Source organism: Tolumonas lignilytica, assembly GCF_000527035.1.
Classification (GTDB): Bacteria; Pseudomonadota; Gammaproteobacteria; order Enterobacterales; family Aeromonadaceae; genus Tolumonas; species Tolumonas lignilytica.
Map to the genome: position 1 here is coordinate 1,720,747 of NZ_AZUK01000001.1, position 16,316 is coordinate 1,737,062.

The 16,316-nt window shown below is 53.0% G+C and carries 16 protein-coding genes; 8 read left to right on the forward strand and 8 right to left on the reverse strand.

What is annotated here, in order from left to right; all coding sequences use genetic code 11:
- Positions 1-38: 38 nt before the first annotated feature.
- Together H027_RS0108075 and H027_RS0108080 are read right to left on the reverse strand one after the other, a co-directional pair.
- Positions 39-1,355, reverse strand: coding sequence for a cobyrinic acid a,c-diamide synthase CobB (locus tag H027_RS0108075; protein ID WP_024871955.1), 1,317 nt, complete (start codon positions 1,353-1,355; stop codon positions 39-41).
- Entirely contained in the window at positions 1,345-2,838 is a 1,494-nt protein-coding gene (locus H027_RS0108080; RefSeq protein ID WP_237657934.1) for a cobyric acid synthase, read from the reverse strand. Before H027_RS0108080 ends, H027_RS0108075 begins: the two co-directional genes overlap by 11 nt.
- A 170-nt stretch (positions 2,839-3,008) precedes the next feature.
- Here H027_RS0108080 and H027_RS0108085 point away from each other — a divergent pair, with 170 nt between their 5' ends.
- A complete protein-coding gene (locus tag H027_RS0108085; RefSeq protein ID WP_024871957.1) occupies positions 3,009-4,121 on the forward strand; it encodes an SDR family oxidoreductase in 1,113 nt (370 codons plus the stop codon).
- A 17-nt stretch (positions 4,122-4,138) separates the two neighbouring features.
- A complete protein-coding gene (locus H027_RS0108090) occupies positions 4,139-4,909 on the forward strand; it encodes an SDR family NAD(P)-dependent oxidoreductase (RefSeq protein WP_024871958.1) in 771 nt (256 codons plus the stop codon).
- Positions 4,910-4,932: 23 nt separating this feature from the next.
- Here H027_RS0108090 and xerC read toward each other — a convergent pair whose 3' ends face one another.
- The 5 genes from xerC to lptM are packed head-to-tail and all read right to left on the reverse strand — an operon-like array spanning position 4,933 to position 8,814.
- On the reverse strand, positions 4,933-5,859 hold the full coding sequence (xerC, locus tag H027_RS0108095) for a tyrosine recombinase XerC (protein WP_024871959.1): 927 nt from the start codon (positions 5,857-5,859) through the stop codon (positions 4,933-4,935).
- Positions 5,852-6,550, reverse strand: coding sequence for a DUF484 family protein (locus tag H027_RS0108100; protein WP_024871960.1), 699 nt, complete (start codon positions 6,548-6,550; stop codon positions 5,852-5,854). Before H027_RS0108100 ends, xerC begins: the two co-directional genes overlap by 8 nt.
- Complete coding sequence (gene dapF, locus H027_RS0108105; RefSeq protein WP_024871961.1) at positions 6,547-7,377, reverse strand: diaminopimelate epimerase; 831 nt, start codon at positions 7,375-7,377, stop codon at positions 6,547-6,549. The genes H027_RS0108100 and dapF overlap by 4 nt, the downstream gene beginning before the upstream one ends.
- Before the next feature lie 15 nt (positions 7,378-7,392).
- Positions 7,393-8,643 (reverse strand): diaminopimelate decarboxylase, encoded by a 1,251-nt coding sequence (lysA, locus tag H027_RS0108110; RefSeq protein WP_024871962.1) that lies wholly within the window; start codon positions 8,641-8,643, stop codon positions 7,393-7,395.
- Between the two features lie 15 nt (positions 8,644-8,658).
- Positions 8,659-8,814, reverse strand: coding sequence for an LPS translocon maturation chaperone LptM (gene lptM, locus H027_RS18665; protein ID WP_152536705.1), 156 nt, complete (start codon positions 8,812-8,814; stop codon positions 8,659-8,661).
- 80 nt (positions 8,815-8,894) lie between these two features.
- Between lptM and cyaY the strand changes: the two genes are divergently transcribed.
- On the forward strand, positions 8,895-9,209 hold the full coding sequence (cyaY, locus tag H027_RS0108120) for an iron donor protein CyaY (protein ID WP_024871963.1): 315 nt from the start codon (positions 8,895-8,897) through the stop codon (positions 9,207-9,209).
- A gap of 10 nt (positions 9,210-9,219) precedes the next feature.
- Positions 9,220-9,504: an Rdx family protein gene (locus H027_RS0108125; RefSeq protein WP_024871964.1), complete on the forward strand. Its 285-nt coding sequence runs from the start codon at positions 9,220-9,222 to the stop codon at positions 9,502-9,504.
- 34 nt (positions 9,505-9,538) lie between these two features.
- On the opposite strand, the gene H027_RS0108130 is transcribed toward H027_RS0108125, so the two are convergent.
- Complete coding sequence (locus H027_RS0108130) at positions 9,539-12,028, reverse strand: class I adenylate cyclase (protein WP_024871965.1); 2,490 nt, start codon at positions 12,026-12,028, stop codon at positions 9,539-9,541.
- Between the two features lie 181 nt (positions 12,029-12,209).
- Between H027_RS0108130 and hemC the strand changes: the two genes are divergently transcribed.
- The 4 genes from hemC to H027_RS0108150 are packed head-to-tail and all read left to right on the forward strand — an operon-like array spanning position 12,210 to position 16,125.
- Positions 12,210-13,136, forward strand: coding sequence for a hydroxymethylbilane synthase (hemC, locus tag H027_RS0108135; RefSeq protein WP_024871966.1), 927 nt, complete (start codon positions 12,210-12,212; stop codon positions 13,134-13,136).
- Positions 13,133-13,861, forward strand: a complete 729-nt coding sequence (locus H027_RS0108140; protein ID WP_024871967.1) for a uroporphyrinogen-III synthase — start codon at positions 13,133-13,135, stop codon at positions 13,859-13,861. The genes hemC and H027_RS0108140 overlap by 4 nt, the downstream gene beginning before the upstream one ends.
- A 17-nt stretch (positions 13,862-13,878) precedes the next feature.
- Positions 13,879-14,943: a uroporphyrinogen-III C-methyltransferase gene (locus H027_RS0108145; protein ID WP_024871968.1), complete on the forward strand. Its 1,065-nt coding sequence runs from the start codon at positions 13,879-13,881 to the stop codon at positions 14,941-14,943.
- A gap of 12 nt (positions 14,944-14,955) precedes the next feature.
- Complete coding sequence (locus H027_RS0108150; RefSeq protein ID WP_024871969.1) at positions 14,956-16,125, forward strand: heme biosynthesis HemY N-terminal domain-containing protein; 1,170 nt, start codon at positions 14,956-14,958, stop codon at positions 16,123-16,125.
- The last annotated feature ends 191 nt before the right edge of the window (positions 16,126-16,316 follow it).

The window sequence follows — 16,316 nt, forward strand, 5'->3', positions numbered from 1 at the left end:
GAGTATTCACTCAACTATAGCAATGTCATGCCCTCATTTCAAGCCACCACGTCATCACTGCATGTTGGTTTAAACCAGGCCAGACAGGCTTCCGGTTGCTCCCCCAGATACCAGTGCACATATGACGCCAGCAGACGCCCCTGCTGATAGATGGGTTCCGGCTTGCCATGCACCGGATGCGCAGCTTCCAAGGTGGCTTCCGCACGGATCTGGCTGCTGGAGAAATGAAAGGTATGCCCGCGCACTTCACCAAACGGAAAGGGGGCCGACAAGACACCCAACCCGCCCAGATGGGGCTCCATCAACGCTTCACCGGGCAATACCCCCAACAGCTCACGTCGGTGCCCAGCCTGATCCGTAAGACCATTCAGCAGATAAAGCATGCCGCCACATTCGGCAACCGTCGGTTTATCGGCCCGTACATGGGCACGGATCGATTGCAGCATCGTCTGGTTATCGGCCAGCGCATCCAGATACAGCTCCGGATACCCACCCGGCAGATACAACGCATCCGCCTCTGGCAGCGCAGCATCAGAAAGCGGAGAGAAAAAGCTCAATTGTGCGCCCATCTGCTGCAATGTCTGCAGATTATCGCGATAAATGAAACTGAATGCCGCATCGCGCGCGACCGCAATCGTCACACCGTTCAACCCTTCATCCCAGACTTTATGGCTGATCGGGTCACTGAATTCACAGGGCGGTGGCAGTTGTAATGCACCGTGACTGGCCAGTTGTTCGGCCGCCAAGTCTAAGCGTGCATCCAGATCTGAAAGCTCTGCGGCCTGAACCAAACCCAGATGCCGTTCCGGCAGCGTGATCGCCTCATTCGACGGCAGATAACCACAAAAATGGATCCCCTCCGGCAGGCTGTGCTGCAGGTAACGCGCATGACCGGCACTGTTGACGCGGTTGGCCACCACACCAAACACTTGCAGATCCGGCTGATAATGCGCCAGCCCGTACACCAGTGCGCCGAACGTTTGTGCCATGGCCGAACCATCGATCACCAGCAGCAGCGGAATCGCAAACAGACGGGCGATATCGGCAGAGCTGGTATGTCCGTCATACAGGCCCATCACCCCTTCGATCAGGATCAGATCGGCCTCCTGCGCGGCCTCGGCCAGACGCCGACGGCAGTTATCCTCGCCCATCATCCACAAATCCAGTTGGTGCACTGGTAAACCCGATGCCCGCTCCAGCAGCATGGGGTCCAGAAAATCCGGCCCGGTTTTAAACACCCGCACCTGTTTACCTTGCTTTGTCCAATAACGCGCCAGAGCAGCCGTCACCGTCGTCTTACCACTGTGGCTGGCTGGTGCGCTGATCAACAGCGCCGGACAGGATCTAGTTGGCATGTCGTTGTTCCCACTGCGTCAGAAGAGTGAACAGTTTATCCATATTCAGATGATCGGCCAGACAATCGGCCAGCAGGTTGATGCCCTCTTCACGCAACTGCGACATCTCCGGCGCCCGATCACTCTGTAATCCTGCCCAGCGCAGCAATGCATTACAGGCGGCCGGTTCATCAAACAGCCCATGCAGATAGGTGCCCAAAATCAGCGCATCATCTGAGAGCACCCCATCGGCCATGGTCACACCGTCACTCAGCAAGGCCATCGGCTGACTCATCCCCGCCGGTATCTCTGTCACCCCGGCATGAATTTCATAACCGCTGACAGGTACGGTTTCATCCGCTAGCGTCAGCAAGCCATGGACCCGGCGCAACTGCTTTTCCGCCGCCAGCGTTGTGGTGATCGGTAACAGCCCGAGCCCCGGCATACTGCCGGACACCCCTTCCAACCCGAGCGGATCATGCAACATCTCGCCCAGCATCTGATAACCGCCGCAGATCCCAATCAGCTTGCCGCCAAAGCGCAAATGACGGGCTATCGCCCGATCCCAACCCTGTTCACGCAGAAAGCGCAGATCGCCCTGCACCGATTTTGAGCCTGGCAAAATCAGCAAATCCGCCGATGGCAACGGCTGATTCGGCGGCACCATGATGAGGTCAATATCTGGATGCAGTCGCAGTACATCGAAATCGGTGTGATTACTGATCCGTGGAAAACAGGGCACCACGACTCGGAATTTACCGCGATTGCTTTGCTGTACGGCAATCGCATCTTCCTGTTCCAGATAAAGACCATGCAGATAAGGCAACACGCCTAACACCGGTTTGCCGGTTGTTTGTTCCAGCCAATCGAGACCACCCTGCAGCAGTGAAATATCGCCGCGGAAGCGGTTAATGACAAAACCCAGCACCCGGTTCTGTTCGCTTTCCGACAGCAAGGCCAGCGTGCCATACAAGTGGGCAAACACGCCGCCACGATCGATATCCGCAATGATGATAACTGGACAATCCGCCGCTTCGGCAAACCCCATATTGGCGATATCGCGATCACGTAGATTAATTTCTGCCGGGCTGCCCGCCCCTTCGATAATCACCGCCTGATAATGTGCCTGCAAATGATGATAGGAGTGCATCACAGCGCCCATCACCTTCGGTTTGTAATCGTGGTAGGCACAGGCATCCATATCCGCTAACGCTTTACCGTGCACAATCACCTGCGCCCCGATATCGGTATTCGGCTTCAGCAACACCGGATTCATATGCACAGACGGTTCAACTCCACAGGCTTGTGCCTGCACGGCCTGTGCACGACCGATCTCTCCACCCTCTGCCGTCACCGCACTGTTCAGCGCCATATTCTGTGATTTAAACGGTGCCACCGACCAGCCTTGTCGTTTCAGCAGGCGGCACAGCCCCGCCACCAGCGTACTTTTTCCGGCATCTGACGTGGTGCCCTGCACCATTAATGAGAAGTTGATTAATGACAAGATTTATCCTTAAATCGTATTAAGCTCACAAAAACCGGCATTTCTCTCAAACATAGCGTCGCACCTTAATGTGAATTTAATAATTCATCTATAGAAGGTAAGTGTTTTATAAAAAAACTCAGAAATAGCCCGAAACTAGCACTTTTAAGGTTCAAATTTAAGGAAAAGATATGCGTTGTCTCTTTATCACAGGTTCAACTGGCTTCCTCGGTGGCGCTGTGATTTGTAAAGTTTTGCAAAGTTCTTATAAATGGGATCGGATCTTACTTTTAGTTCGGGGAGAAACACCTGCTGCAGCACTTGCAAGACTGAGAAACAATCTTGATTCCTTCGAACTGGCGCCTGAACTGAAAAACAAAATTACAGAAGAGGATCTGATTCTCGGCGATCTGAAGACACCGGAATTATTCCTCGATGACCCGCGTCTGGAACTGGTGACCCACGTCATCAACTGCGCGGCGGTCGCATCTTTCTCGAATAACCCATTGATCAAACCGGTCAACGTCGACGGCACGTTCGCACTGGCCAAGAAAATGGCCTCTGTACCTAACATGCAACGCTTTCTGCAGGTTGGCACCGCCATGTCATGCGGCCCAGAAAAAGGCATGGTGGTACCGGAAAACTATAAGCCAAAAGGCAAAGTCCATCATTTTGTGAAATACACCGCGTCGAAAGCGGAAATTGAAGCCAAAATTCGTAAAGAATTGCCTAACCTGCCGTTTGTGGCAGCGCGCCCATCGATTGTTGTCGGCCACACGAAACTGGGTTGTAAACCTTCAGGCAGTATTTTCTGGGTATTCAGAATGGCCTTATTGTTACGTCAGTTTACTTGCAGCCTGCAGGATAAGATTGATGTGATCCCGGTTGATTACTGTGCTGACGCCTTGGTGACCATGATAGAAAAAGAAACATTACCTTATGATTTCTATCATATTTCTGCAGGAACAGATGCCTCCACCTCATTTGCCGAAATTGATCAGGCAATAGCCAAAGCACAAGGCATCCCCGCAGTCGGCGACGACTACAAACAGGTCAGCTTTGAAGAAATTGCCGAGCGTGCTCATGAGTTTTCCACCCTGTTCGGCCATTGCAACAAGCGTTTGATGCTGAAAGCGATCCGTTTATATGGAGAGTTTGCCGCCTTAAATGTACTGTTTGAAAACTATCGGTTGCATGAACTGGGTTTACCGCTGCCACCGAAATTTAGCGAATATGCCGGTGTGTGTGTCGCCACCTCGAAAGACATTCCGGTACCCAAGCAGATGATGGTTGATTTTAAATAAACGCAACGCTCATCGGCATGAACGAGAAAAAAACCGTTTTAATTACCGGTGCCTCTTCTGGATTAGGAGAGGCTTTTTCGCATCTGTTAGCGGCACAATTTCAACAAATCATTCTGGTAGCCAGAGATGAGAGCAAATTACAGGTGCTCGCCCTCGAATTACGTCGGCTCTATGCCGTCGATGTGCTCTGCTGGCCACACGATTTAACCATCGCCGACGATCTCCAGCGGCTGATCGCCAACATACAGCAGCATAAAATCGATCTATTCATCAATAATGCAGGGGAAGGGATTTATGGAGAATTTCATCAGATCCCCGCGGCCCAATACGCCCATCTGATCGAGCTTAATATCACGGCGCTGACAGCCCTGAACCATGCGGTGATCCCGCAGCTCATCGCCAACCAAGGCATGGGAGTGATCAACATTGCGTCGTTAGCCGCGTTGCAGCCACTGCCGTTCATGGCGGTTTATGCCGCGAGTAAAAGCTATGTGTTACACCTTTCTGCCGCTTTAGCGGAAGAATACCGTCACAGTGGCATCACCATCATGGCGTTGTGTCCGGGATTTATCCAGACCCCGTTTATAGACAAGGCTGCCATCAACCCCCGTGGTTTTCCGCTGGCAAACCCGGTAACCGTCGCCGCACAAGGCTGGAATGCATTCCTGCGACATAAAAGTGTCTATATCACCGGCTATCGGAACCGTCTGTTAGCACTGCTGATGCGGTTAAGCCCACGTCGGCTGGCAACCCGAGTCGCCTTTTACCTGATGCGCCAGCGCCACTGAATACGGCGAGTGCAACAAGGTCGTTACTCTTCTTCGGGTTTGAGTTTGCGGCGTTTGGAGCGCGGATGCGTCTGGTCATAAACCGTAGCCAGATGCTGAAAATCGAGATGGGTATAGATCTGGGTCGTTGCGAGATTGGCGTGCCCTAACAGTTCCTGTACCGCACGTAAATCGCCGGAAGATTCGAGCATATGAGTCGCAAAGCTATGTCGCAGTTTATGCGGATGAATATGGCTGTTGAGCGTTTGTTTCTGCCCCCACTGCTCTAAACGGATTTCCACCATTCGCGCCGTGATGCGTCGTTTACGGCTGCTGAGAAACAGCGCCGGTTCGCCTTCCGTCTGAAACGCGGGCCGGATCTTCAGCCATTTCTCCAGCCACTCCAGCGCCAGCCGACCAATCGGCAGAATGCGTTCTTTGTTGCCCTTGCCTATCACCCGCACCTGGCGGCTGCTCATATCGAGATCAGACCCGTCGAGCGCCACCAGCTCTGACAGACGCATACCAGTGGAATAAAACAGCTCCATGATGGCGCGATCACGAATCGCCAGCGGATCCTGCTCATCGGTAATATTCAGCAGTTGATGTACCTGATCCACATCGAGATTTTTCGGCAACGGACGCCCGAGCTTTGGCAAGGCGACGCCGCGTGCGGGATTCGCCGCCAGAATGCCACGGATCACCAGCCAGTCGGCAAAGCTGCGCAGCGCCGACATTTTCGTGCTGATCGTGCGCGGTGAGGTGTCTTTATGTTTGCGCAAGGTATGCGCCCATTGTCGTACCAGCGGATTGTTCAGTTCCGACCAGTCACGGACGTTTTTTTCCTGCAACCAGGCTGCCATGGCTTGCAGATGACGCTGATAATTATTCAGCGTATGCGCACTGAGCTGGCGTTCGACACGCAGATATTCCAGATAGGTGTGCAGGGTGGCGGCAAGAGGATCATTCACAGGAACGTGCCAGTGTCGGTAGTAACAGGGTCACAAAGCGGCCTAATTGTTCCAGCAACAGGCTGTCCATACCCGGTTGATAATGCTGAGGATTCGCATGACCAAACGCCAGAAAACCCCACTCGCCATATTCACCGAGCCGTAACAGTGCCATCGAATGCACCAGCGAACCCTGACCGAAAATCAGCTCGCGATCGCAGTCATTCACCCGACCAAAATAGACCAGCTGATCCGCCATCGGATAGAGACACAACCGCTGGAACAGCGGATACTCCATCTCATACGGCTTATCAAAGCGTTTTGCTTTGACCCGGGCCTGATTCACCCACAAGGCACAGGCCGGGATCCGCAGCCGTTCCCGAAATGAGCTATGCAGGCATTTCCACAACTGACGCAACGAGGTGCAGGCGAATAAATCCGCATACACATCGGTATAGACGCGGAAGATGAATTCGTTGCGGCTGGCATTGGCCAACAGCTCCTGTCGCTCCTGCTCCAGTAGCTGCAACCGTTCACGCTGACGTTCCAGTTTCAAATCAAACAACGACACCGCGCCACGCTGTTCATGGGGGATCGTCAGATCTTCCAGCAACGCCTTATGCCGCAGAAAAAAATCCGGATGCTGTTTGAGATAGTCAATCACCTTGCTCTCTTCCAGCATCAGCTCCAGCGCCCCCAGATTGACACTCATAGCTCGATTTGTCCGTCAAACACGTGTTCTGCAGGGCCGGTCATATACACCGGTGTGCCGGGGCCATTCCAGGCAATCGACAGCGAACCGCCCGGCAGGTTGACCTTGACACGGCCTTTGAGTTTTTCCTGCTGAATACCGACCACGACCGCCGCGCAAGCACCAGTACCGCACGCCAGTGTTTCACCGGCACCGCGTTCATAGACGCGCAGATTGATTTCATTCGCCGACACCACTTCCATGAAGCCGACATTGACGCGTTCCGGGAAGCGGTCAAACGATTCCAGTTTCGGACCGAGTGTTTCTACGGGGGCCGTCTTAACGCTGGGAACCTCGATCACGCAATGCGGATTGCCCATCGACACGGCACCACACATCACCGTCTGTTCGGCCACTCGCAGCAGATAGAGCTTTTCAGCTTTCTGCGCCCGGAACGGGATCTTGGAAGGTTCAAACTCTGGTACGCCCATGTTGACCGTGACCTGATCGTTATCTTCAATCTGCAGCACAATACGGCCACTGACAGTGCTGACTGCAATGCGATCTTTATTGGTTAAGCCCTTCAGGCGGACAAAGCGGGCAAAACAGCGGGCGCCATTGCCGCATTGCTGCACCTCGGAACCATCGGCATTGAAAATGCGATAGTGGAAGTCGAGATCAGGATCATACGGCGGTTCGACCAGCAGCAACTGGTCAAAACCGACACCAAAATGACGATCACCGAGGCGTTTCAGCGTTTCCGCATTAAAAAATACCTTCTGCGTGACGCCATCGACGACCACAAAGTCATTTCCCAGACCGTGCATTTTGGAAAACTGGATCAACATGCAGCCAAGCTCCTGTTACGGCAACAGATGTTCAAATTGCCACTGTGATGCCAGCGGTTCACGCTCGCGCACCAGATGTGGCTGCTCACCGTCCACCAGCACTTCGGCAGCGCGGGAACGGGCGTTGTAATTGGAAGACATGGAGAAACCATACGCGCCCGCAGAACGAACTACCAGATAATCGCCCGGTGCAATCGCCAGTTCGCGATCTTTACCCAGGAAATCACCGGTTTCACAGACTGGGCCCACCACATCATAACGCTGTGCAGTACGTGGCAGCGCACGATTGACCGGCACAATGTTCATCCAGGCACTGTAGAGGGACGGACGGATCAGATCGTTCATCGCCGCATCGACAATCGCGAAATGACGATCTTCCCCGGCTTTCAGGTATTCCACCTTGGTCGCCAGAATACCGGCATTCGCCATGATGGCGCGCCCCGGTTCAAACAACAGCGTCAGATCGCGATTCTGCAATTTCTGCTTCAGTGCCGAGGCATATTCGCTCGGGTGCGGCGGGGTTTCGTCATTGTAATTCACACCCAGACCACCACCGACATCCAGATGATGGATTTTGATACCAGCAGCCGCCAGTTCGTCGATCAGTGCCAGCAGTTTATCCGCAGCTTCGAGGAACGGTTCGATTTCAGTCAGTTGCGAACCGATATGGCAATCCACCCCGCTGATTTGCAGGTTAGGCAGGCTGGCGGCGTATTTATACACCTCCGGCGCACGCTCAATCGGAATACCGAATTTGTTCTGTTTCAGACCAGTCGAAATATACGGGTGCGTACCCGCATCGATATCCGGGTTAATGCGGATCGAAATGCGCGCCACCTTGCCCATGCTGCCCGCGACCTGATTCAGGCGCTCCAGCTCCGGCTCTGATTCCACGTTGAAACAGAGAATGTCCTGTTCCAGCGCATAGCGCATTTCGGCTTCGGTTTTACCCACACCCGAGAACACCACTTTCTTCGCATCACCACCCGCGGCGATCACACGCGCCAGTTCACCACCAGAAACGATGTCAAACCCGGAACCCAGACGCGCCAGCAGATTCAGCACGGCGAGATTGCCATTGGCTTTTACCGCGTAACAAATCAGGTGTGGCACGTCACCCGCCGCCGCATCAAATGCTTTCCAATGACGCTCAATGGTGGCACGGGAATAGATATATAAAGGGGTGCCGTATTGAGCAACTAACGCGCTGACGGCACATTGTTCGGCCAGCAGCTCGCCATCTTCGCGATAATTAAAAAAATCCATGGCTCCATCGTTTCCTTATGATTGGGTCTGGTGGTTGTCGGTCTGATTTTGCGGCTGGGCGGTCTGCTGCTTCGCCGGTGGCTGCTGTGGCATATACAACGGCCCTTTCAAACCGCAACCACTGAGCAAACCTGCCAGTAACAACACGATACCCACACTGTATGTGCGCATTTTCATGATCTTGTACGATTCGGTAATTTAGCCCACTATAATCTCACTCATCGCAGTAAATGCAAATAGGACAAGCCGCAATGAAAGACAGTGAATTTCACGCACTGGTGGAAGGACGCTACCAGGTGATCGAACAAGCCATAGATAATTGCGATACCGACATTGATTGTGAGCTCAATAGTGGCGTCGTCACGCTCACCTTTGTCAACGGCAGCAAAATCATCATCAACAAGCAAGAACCGCTGCATCAGATCTGGGTGGCCACCCGTGAAAACGGCTACCACTTCGACTGGAAAGACGGCCTGTGGATCGACAACCGCGGCGGCCGGGAACTGATGGAACTGTTGAGTGATGCCTGCAGCAAACAATCTGGCGAAAGCGTCACGTTACGCTGAGTGAGCTCTCATGGATAAACCGATCGTCGATATTTATTACTGCCGCCAGTGTAACTGGATGTTGCGTGCCTGTTGGATGGCACAAGAGCTGTTACATACCTTCAGCGAAGAACTGGGTAGTGTCAATTTGCACCCGGATACCGGTGGCCATTTTGAGATTCTGGTGAATGGTATCACCATCTGGGAACGTAAGGCCGATGGCGGTTTTCCCGATGTGAAGGCGCTGAAACAGCGGGTTCGCGATCAGATCGCGCCGGAGCGCGACTTAGGCCACGTCGATAAAAAAACAGATTAACACTAATCAAAACGGCTCCGTCAGGGAGCCGTTTTCAGGATGCCTGCTGCGCTATATCTCGCACAGCCGAACGATATGGCATCACCTGTAAGGTGTCCGCACCAGGCACCAGCTCGTAAAATTGCGGCAGGTTGAAATTGATCACCTGTTCGGTGAAATCGAAACGCTGGTGGGTCATGGTGTAGTAGCGGTTCACGTTCTGTACCAGATCTTCTTTGCTGCCAGCATATTCGTGATAAATCTCGACTTTATTGTTTTCATCCAGAATATAGACGTTAAAACCGTTGTCGTTATCCTCAAAGAAATACTGAATCAACCCTTCACTGGCATAGGCATCCACAATCGGCGGCACATGCAGACCGTTATCAGGTTCCGCCGTCTGCCGCTCCAGTTTGTTATCCGAAACCTGCCGGTAGAAATCGATCGCACTGCTGAGCTGACGCACGGAGACGCCACGACGTTCGAGGAACAAGGCATAACGCGATTCACCGACAGACAGCAGTTTCACCATGCGCTGTTTATCCAGCGCCAGTCGCAACGAAATACAGGAATTAACCAGTTCCGCAAATTGCTGGCGAATTTCATCCCGGCAATATTGGCTGTAACAGAACACATCGATCGCATCCGGTGCGGCCGCATCCTGATGCATCTTGCCCAATATGGTGCTCAGTGCCTCTACGACGGCATCCAGCCCGTTAAAGTGCAGCGTGCGGACTTCATTCCATGAGTTGCGATACACCAGATCCACCGTCCCAATCAGGCACTCCTGACGGGAACCAAAGCAGAGCACATCCTCACCCAACTCCAGCACTGGCGGCATCTCTTCCGGCCAGTCAGCGGTCGGATCCCGCTCCAGATTGAGGAAGATACCGAGATGGCGAATTTCGCACGGACGGCTCAGCGCCAGATTGCTTGCTGGAGGTAATTCCACCGGGAAGGTATTAGCCAGATCCTGACAAAATTGATGCAAAAAGGTACGGGTGATATCAGAACCGGCCTGACGAATATCGACCTGTGTATCAGACACCATCAGGCCATTGAAATAGGCCCAGGCCACCAGTTTGGAGAGATACCCGTTATATTCCAGTGGCGCACGACCAATAATATCGAGCGGCCTCAGCGAGTATTTATACAGATACCAGCCCTGACGGTTCAGATGACCTGGCGGCACCTGGATCAGGCTCAGATGCGATTCCCGGAGATCCGGTGCAATTTTCAGGTTAATACGTTGCACCTTACCCGGCAGCGCTTCAAATGCGGTATAGAGTTTCCGCGACAGGATCCCGATATCTTCTGGGTTGATGGATTCACTGATGTTGTTACGACGTGCAAACTGAATGAGTTTGCTGTAACTCTGCATCAATGAGCTCAATAGCTCTTCATAAGCTATCTTGACCTGTTCGACTTTCCACTGGTCGTGATTGTCGAGATGGCGCAGAGTGTCATGACTCCAGCCCCATTCGCGCACCAGTTTAACCAGCAAATCACGCCGCCACTGGCCATGTTGTGCCGGCTGGTTACGACTTAAGGGATCGCAAATTTTCAGATAGAAACAGCGCCGTGCCAAATCCAGCCGTTTCGTGTCGCCCAGACTGGTAAGGTAGCGAGTCACCTTGTCCAGCATCAGATAATAGGCATCCAGCGACAAGCCAAAATCATCATGTTGCTGGAACCAGCGCTTCGCCTGCACCGCCAGCAATTCCGTATCAGGGAATTCGGCAGAATAGGCTTCCATGACCAGAATCTTTAAAACCGCCTTGTAGGGCGAATCCAGCCCCTTGTAAAGCAACCACAGCGCGGAGCCGAAATACTCTTCCGCCGGTATGTGACAAACCCCACCCAAATCCAGCCAGTCATTTTCAGAAATCATACCGGTGCTGAACAAGGCGGCAGCTAACGCGTCATATTCATCTTCACGATCTACCGGAATTAATCGCCATAACAGTCGTTTACCCGCCACCCGCATGGCACTGCGATAAAACTCTTCCAGTAACAACAAATGCTGGGCACTGCCGCAGTTGTCCAACCCCACCTGAGCACGATTACCGACCCGGAATTTATTTTCCGGGATCAGGAAAAAATTCATTTCGATGCCGTGCTGTTCTGCCAATCGAGAAATGAGCTGACATTTCTGCTCAAGCAAAACCAGACGTTCAAAGGATAAGGCGGGATCGTGGCAGACCCAAATATCGAGGTCGGAAGTTGCACTTTGACCAATCGATGAGGTACTGCCCATCGTATATACCGCCGATATGCAGCACTCTTTGACCTCAGGCTCAGCGGTGTGACCACATTGCGTCACCAGAAACTTGCGCTGTGCCACATCCGGCTGAAAATTGGCAATACCACAGGGCACCTCACCAGATGTATAGCCTGGAAGGAGTGGGTGATGGTAATGCAACAGAACCGGCAGAATGGAGAGCATTCTCCGTCCTGCTTCGTTCATTGCCTCTAGTGCCCGGTCCATCTTGATCTGATTGATGGCATCGAAACGGGCAACCAGCAACTCAAACTGTTTAAACAACCGTTTGGCCTTAGTTGATCAAAGCTGAATACTTTACCAGCTAATGCTGGTGTGATTTCTTCATGTTAGCACAGCTAAGCGCGCGGTAAACCTCCCCGCAATGGTGCGATGTCATGCTCAAGGTTCAACCTGCGTCTGCTACCATGTTACTATCTGTTTAAAACCACGGATACAGACACTTATGACCGAATTGCGCATCGCCACCCGAAAAAGTCCACTGGCCCTCTGGCAGGCCAACTTTGTCAAACAGCAACTGGAACAGCACCACCCAGATTTAACCGTGACACTGGTACCTATGAGCACGCAGGGCGACAAAATCCTGGATACTCCGCTGGCAAAAATCGGCGGTAAGGGTCTGTTTGTCAAAGAATTGGAACAGGCAATGCTGGAAAACCGTGCTGATATCGCCGTCCATTCGATGAAAGACGTTCCGGTGGAATTTCCTGATGGCCTTGGTCTGGCCGTGATCTGTGAGCGGGATGATCCACACGATGCCTTTGTCAGTACACACTTTGCCAATTTGTACGAGTTGCCCCAAGGGGCTTGTGTCGGGACGTCCAGCCTGCGTCGGCAGTGTCAATTACGGGCCTTACGCCCAGATCTGGTGCTCCACGACCTGCGCGGTAACGTGAATACCCGGCTGGCTAAACTGGATGCCGGCGAATATGACGCCATCATTCTGGCAGCCGCCGGTTTACGCCGTCTGGAAAAAGCCGATCGCATTCGTTCATTACTGCCACCAGAACTCAGTCTGCCGGCCAACGGACAAGGGGCGGTCGGGATCGAATGTCGTCTGGATGATGAAAAAACCCGGGCATTGCTGGCACCGTTGGAACATAGCCAGACACGCTATTGTGTGCTTGCCGAACGCGCCATGAATCGGGCGCTGCAAGGCGGATGTCAGGTTCCTATAGGTTCCTTTGCGGTCATGACTGATAACGCGCATATCTGGTTGCGCGGCTTAGTAGGAGCCATTGACGGCAGTCGCATCATCCGGGGGGATATTTCCGGTCCGAGAGAACAGGCAGAGCAACTCGGACAGCTCTTGGCTGAACAATTGCTGGCGCAAGGGGCCGATGAAATCCTGCGTATGGTTTATGGCGCATGAGACCGTTGATCCTGCGCCCGCAACCAGCCGCGAATGAATTGGCGGCGCGTTTGCGCCAGGATGGTCATGCGCCTTGGGTTTGTCCCCTCTTCCACTATCAGCCGGGCTGCGAATTATCACAATTGCCCGCCTTGTTGGCCGATGCAGAGGTGATCATCGCCGTCAGTGCCGCCGCCGTACAATTTGCCCAGCAGCAACTCCAGGCACAACAGTTGTCATGGCCACGCCACCCAGCCTATCTGGCAGTCGGCACCACCACCGCCCGTGAATGGCAAAAAAACCTGCCGGTCACGGTAGTCACGCCGGATGATGCCCGCAGTGAAGGATTATTAACCTTACCCGCACTCGTTTCCGTTCAGGGGAAAAAGATTGTGATCCTGCGCGGTAATGCTGGCCGGGAGCTGCTGACCGACACGCTCCGGCAACGCGGAGCTGACGTCACCTGCGTTGAATGTTACCGTCGTCACTATCTGCAAACAGACGGCACCCGTTTATTGCAGGAATGGCAGGCAGCCGCGGTGGACAGTGTTATCATCACCAGCAGCGAATTATTTCAGCAATTACTCAACCTGTTGCCCGATAACGCCGACCATTGGTTAGCGACCTTACATTGGTTTGCTGCCAGCGAACGCATCGCGGCAGAAATCCGGCATTCAGGTTTTGCACGAATCACCATTATGTCAGGTGCCCAGCACTCCGCTGTGGCGGCTGCATTATTAGAATAATTCAGAGGATGAAATCAATGAGTGAAGCTCAGGAATCCGCACTGCCTCCTGCTAGTCAGGAACCCAAACCACACAGTGTTAAACACCGCACCTCCTCTTCCAAAACAGCTATGGGGCTTTTATTGATCCTGCTGGCAGGTGTTGCTGGTTTCAGTGTTTATGTCTATCAGCAACAGCAACAAGACACTCAGGCACTGAATACCCTGCGCTCCGAGCTTGAACAGCTTCGCAATGAGCAATCGCCAACACAAAAAGAACAGGCTGCCGTCAAGGAATCACTGGCCAGTCTGGGCGAACAACAACTGAAACTGGATGGCCGCCAGCGAGAGCTGGAGCAGAAATGGCTGGAACAACAACATCAGCGTCCTAACGACTGGATGCTGGGTGAGGCTGCTTATCTGGTTCGTATGGCCGGGCGGAAACTGTGGCTGGAACAGGATTTAACAACAGCCGGCATCCTGCTGACCGATGCCGACAGTCGCATCCAGGCGATGGCCGATCCCTCGCTGATCCCGTTACGGAAAGCCCTGGCCGCCGATATTGCGGCGGTAAAATCGGCACCGGATGTTGACCGGGAAGGGTTATCTCTGCGCGTTGGTACCCTGCTGGATAACATCGATCAGTTAAAAATCAAAGGGCTGGAACCTAAACTGGAAGAAGACCCTACCAGTGATGAAGTCAGCGATCAGGTCAGCGACTGGAAAGCCAATCTGGAAAAGAGTGCCAAACATTTTGCTGAACATTTCATTACCATTCATCGTCAGAATGGCGAGGTAGAAGCCTTATTAACGCCTGATCAAACCACCTATTTGCAGGAAAATCTCCGGCTGCAATTACAGTTAGCCCAGCTTTGCCTATTACGTCAGGAACAAGCCAATTTCCGCGACCACCTGCAAAAAGCACAAGCATGGCTCGGCGATTATTATGAAGCCGATGACAGTGCGACCGTATTCATGCAAAAAGAGCTGACCGCCATGCAGGAAGTGGATATTACGCCACATTATCCCAAGACATTCGCGGTGCAGCCATTGCTGGAAAAAACGCTCGCTGAGCGCTGGCAAGCCACCCCGGCCGCCCGCTAAGGAGAAAGAAGCATGATCCGTCTGATACTGTTACTGGTCATTCTGGCTGCCGCGCTGTTACTGGGCCCGCAACTGGCCGATCATCAGGGCTATGTCATGATCGCCATCGCGGGTTACACCATTGAAATGAGTGTTGTGACCGCCACCCTTCTTGCCTTTGTCTTTTATCTGGTGCTGCTACTGACTGAAAATGTGCTGACCCGCTTATTCAGCGTACGGCGAGGTCTCCGCGGCTGGTGGCAAAACCGCCGTTATCTGAAAGCACAGCGTCAGACCCAGAAAGGGATGACCGCGCTGGCTGAAGGGGAATATCAGCGCGCAGAACACCTGATGCTGCGCAGTGCTGAGAAAAGCGATCTCCCTTTGCTCAACTACCTGTCGGCCGCTGAAGCCGCGCACGCCCAAAGCGAATATCAGAAACGCGACGACTATCTGCAGAAAGCCGCAGAACTCGACCCGCAGGCCCAGCTGGCGATTCAGTTAACTCAGGTGCGTCTGTTGCAGGATCAGGGGGAATGGCAACGCAGCCGGGAATTGCTGGAACAATTGCGGTTACGCTGGCCACACCATCCGCAAATTCTGCAGCGTCTGTACCGAATCTATCAGTCACAACAGGCCTGGCAGGAAGAATTGGAACTACTGCCGCTGTTACGCAAGCAGCAACTGTTGACGGAAGAAGAATTCATCGCCGCGCAGGAAAAGAACTTCCGCGCACAGTTCGATAAAATATTAGAGGAGCAAACTGCGGATGCATTGCTCGCCTTCTGGCAGCATCAGTCACGACTCATCCGTCATACCCCACAACTGCAGTTGGCGCTGATAGATAGTCTGATCCAGCATCATCAAGATCAGACTGCCGCCGAACAACTGCTGCCACGGTTGCGCAAGCAGGCCAATGAAGCGCTCTGGCAACGTTGTGCCAATTTGAAACTGGAGGATGCCTCAGCGCTACTGCAGCTGTTGTTACGCCAGCTGAAACAACATCCGCAATCTGCCGTCTTGTTGTCGGCCTTGGGCCATCTTTATTATCATCAGGAGCAATATGTGCTGGCACAAGGCTATCTGGAGCGCAGCATCGCCCTGCAGCCTTCGGCAAAAGATCAACGCACACTGGCTGCTATTTTGGAACAACTGCGGTTGTTTGAAAAAGCGGCTGAATACTATCGTTTAAGCTTGAGTTAACTCTCTTTCCTCCCCTGTTGGCAATCAACAGGGGACTTTCTGATACGCTTATGCTCTGCTTTATTACATCCGCATTGTTTTTGTGCACAACAGCACCAAAATGGTTAGCAAATTCAAATCACATCAATGTTCTGACAAAATAACCACGAAGAAGTTATTGTTTTATAAGCCTTATTCTTCCCGTGAATCAA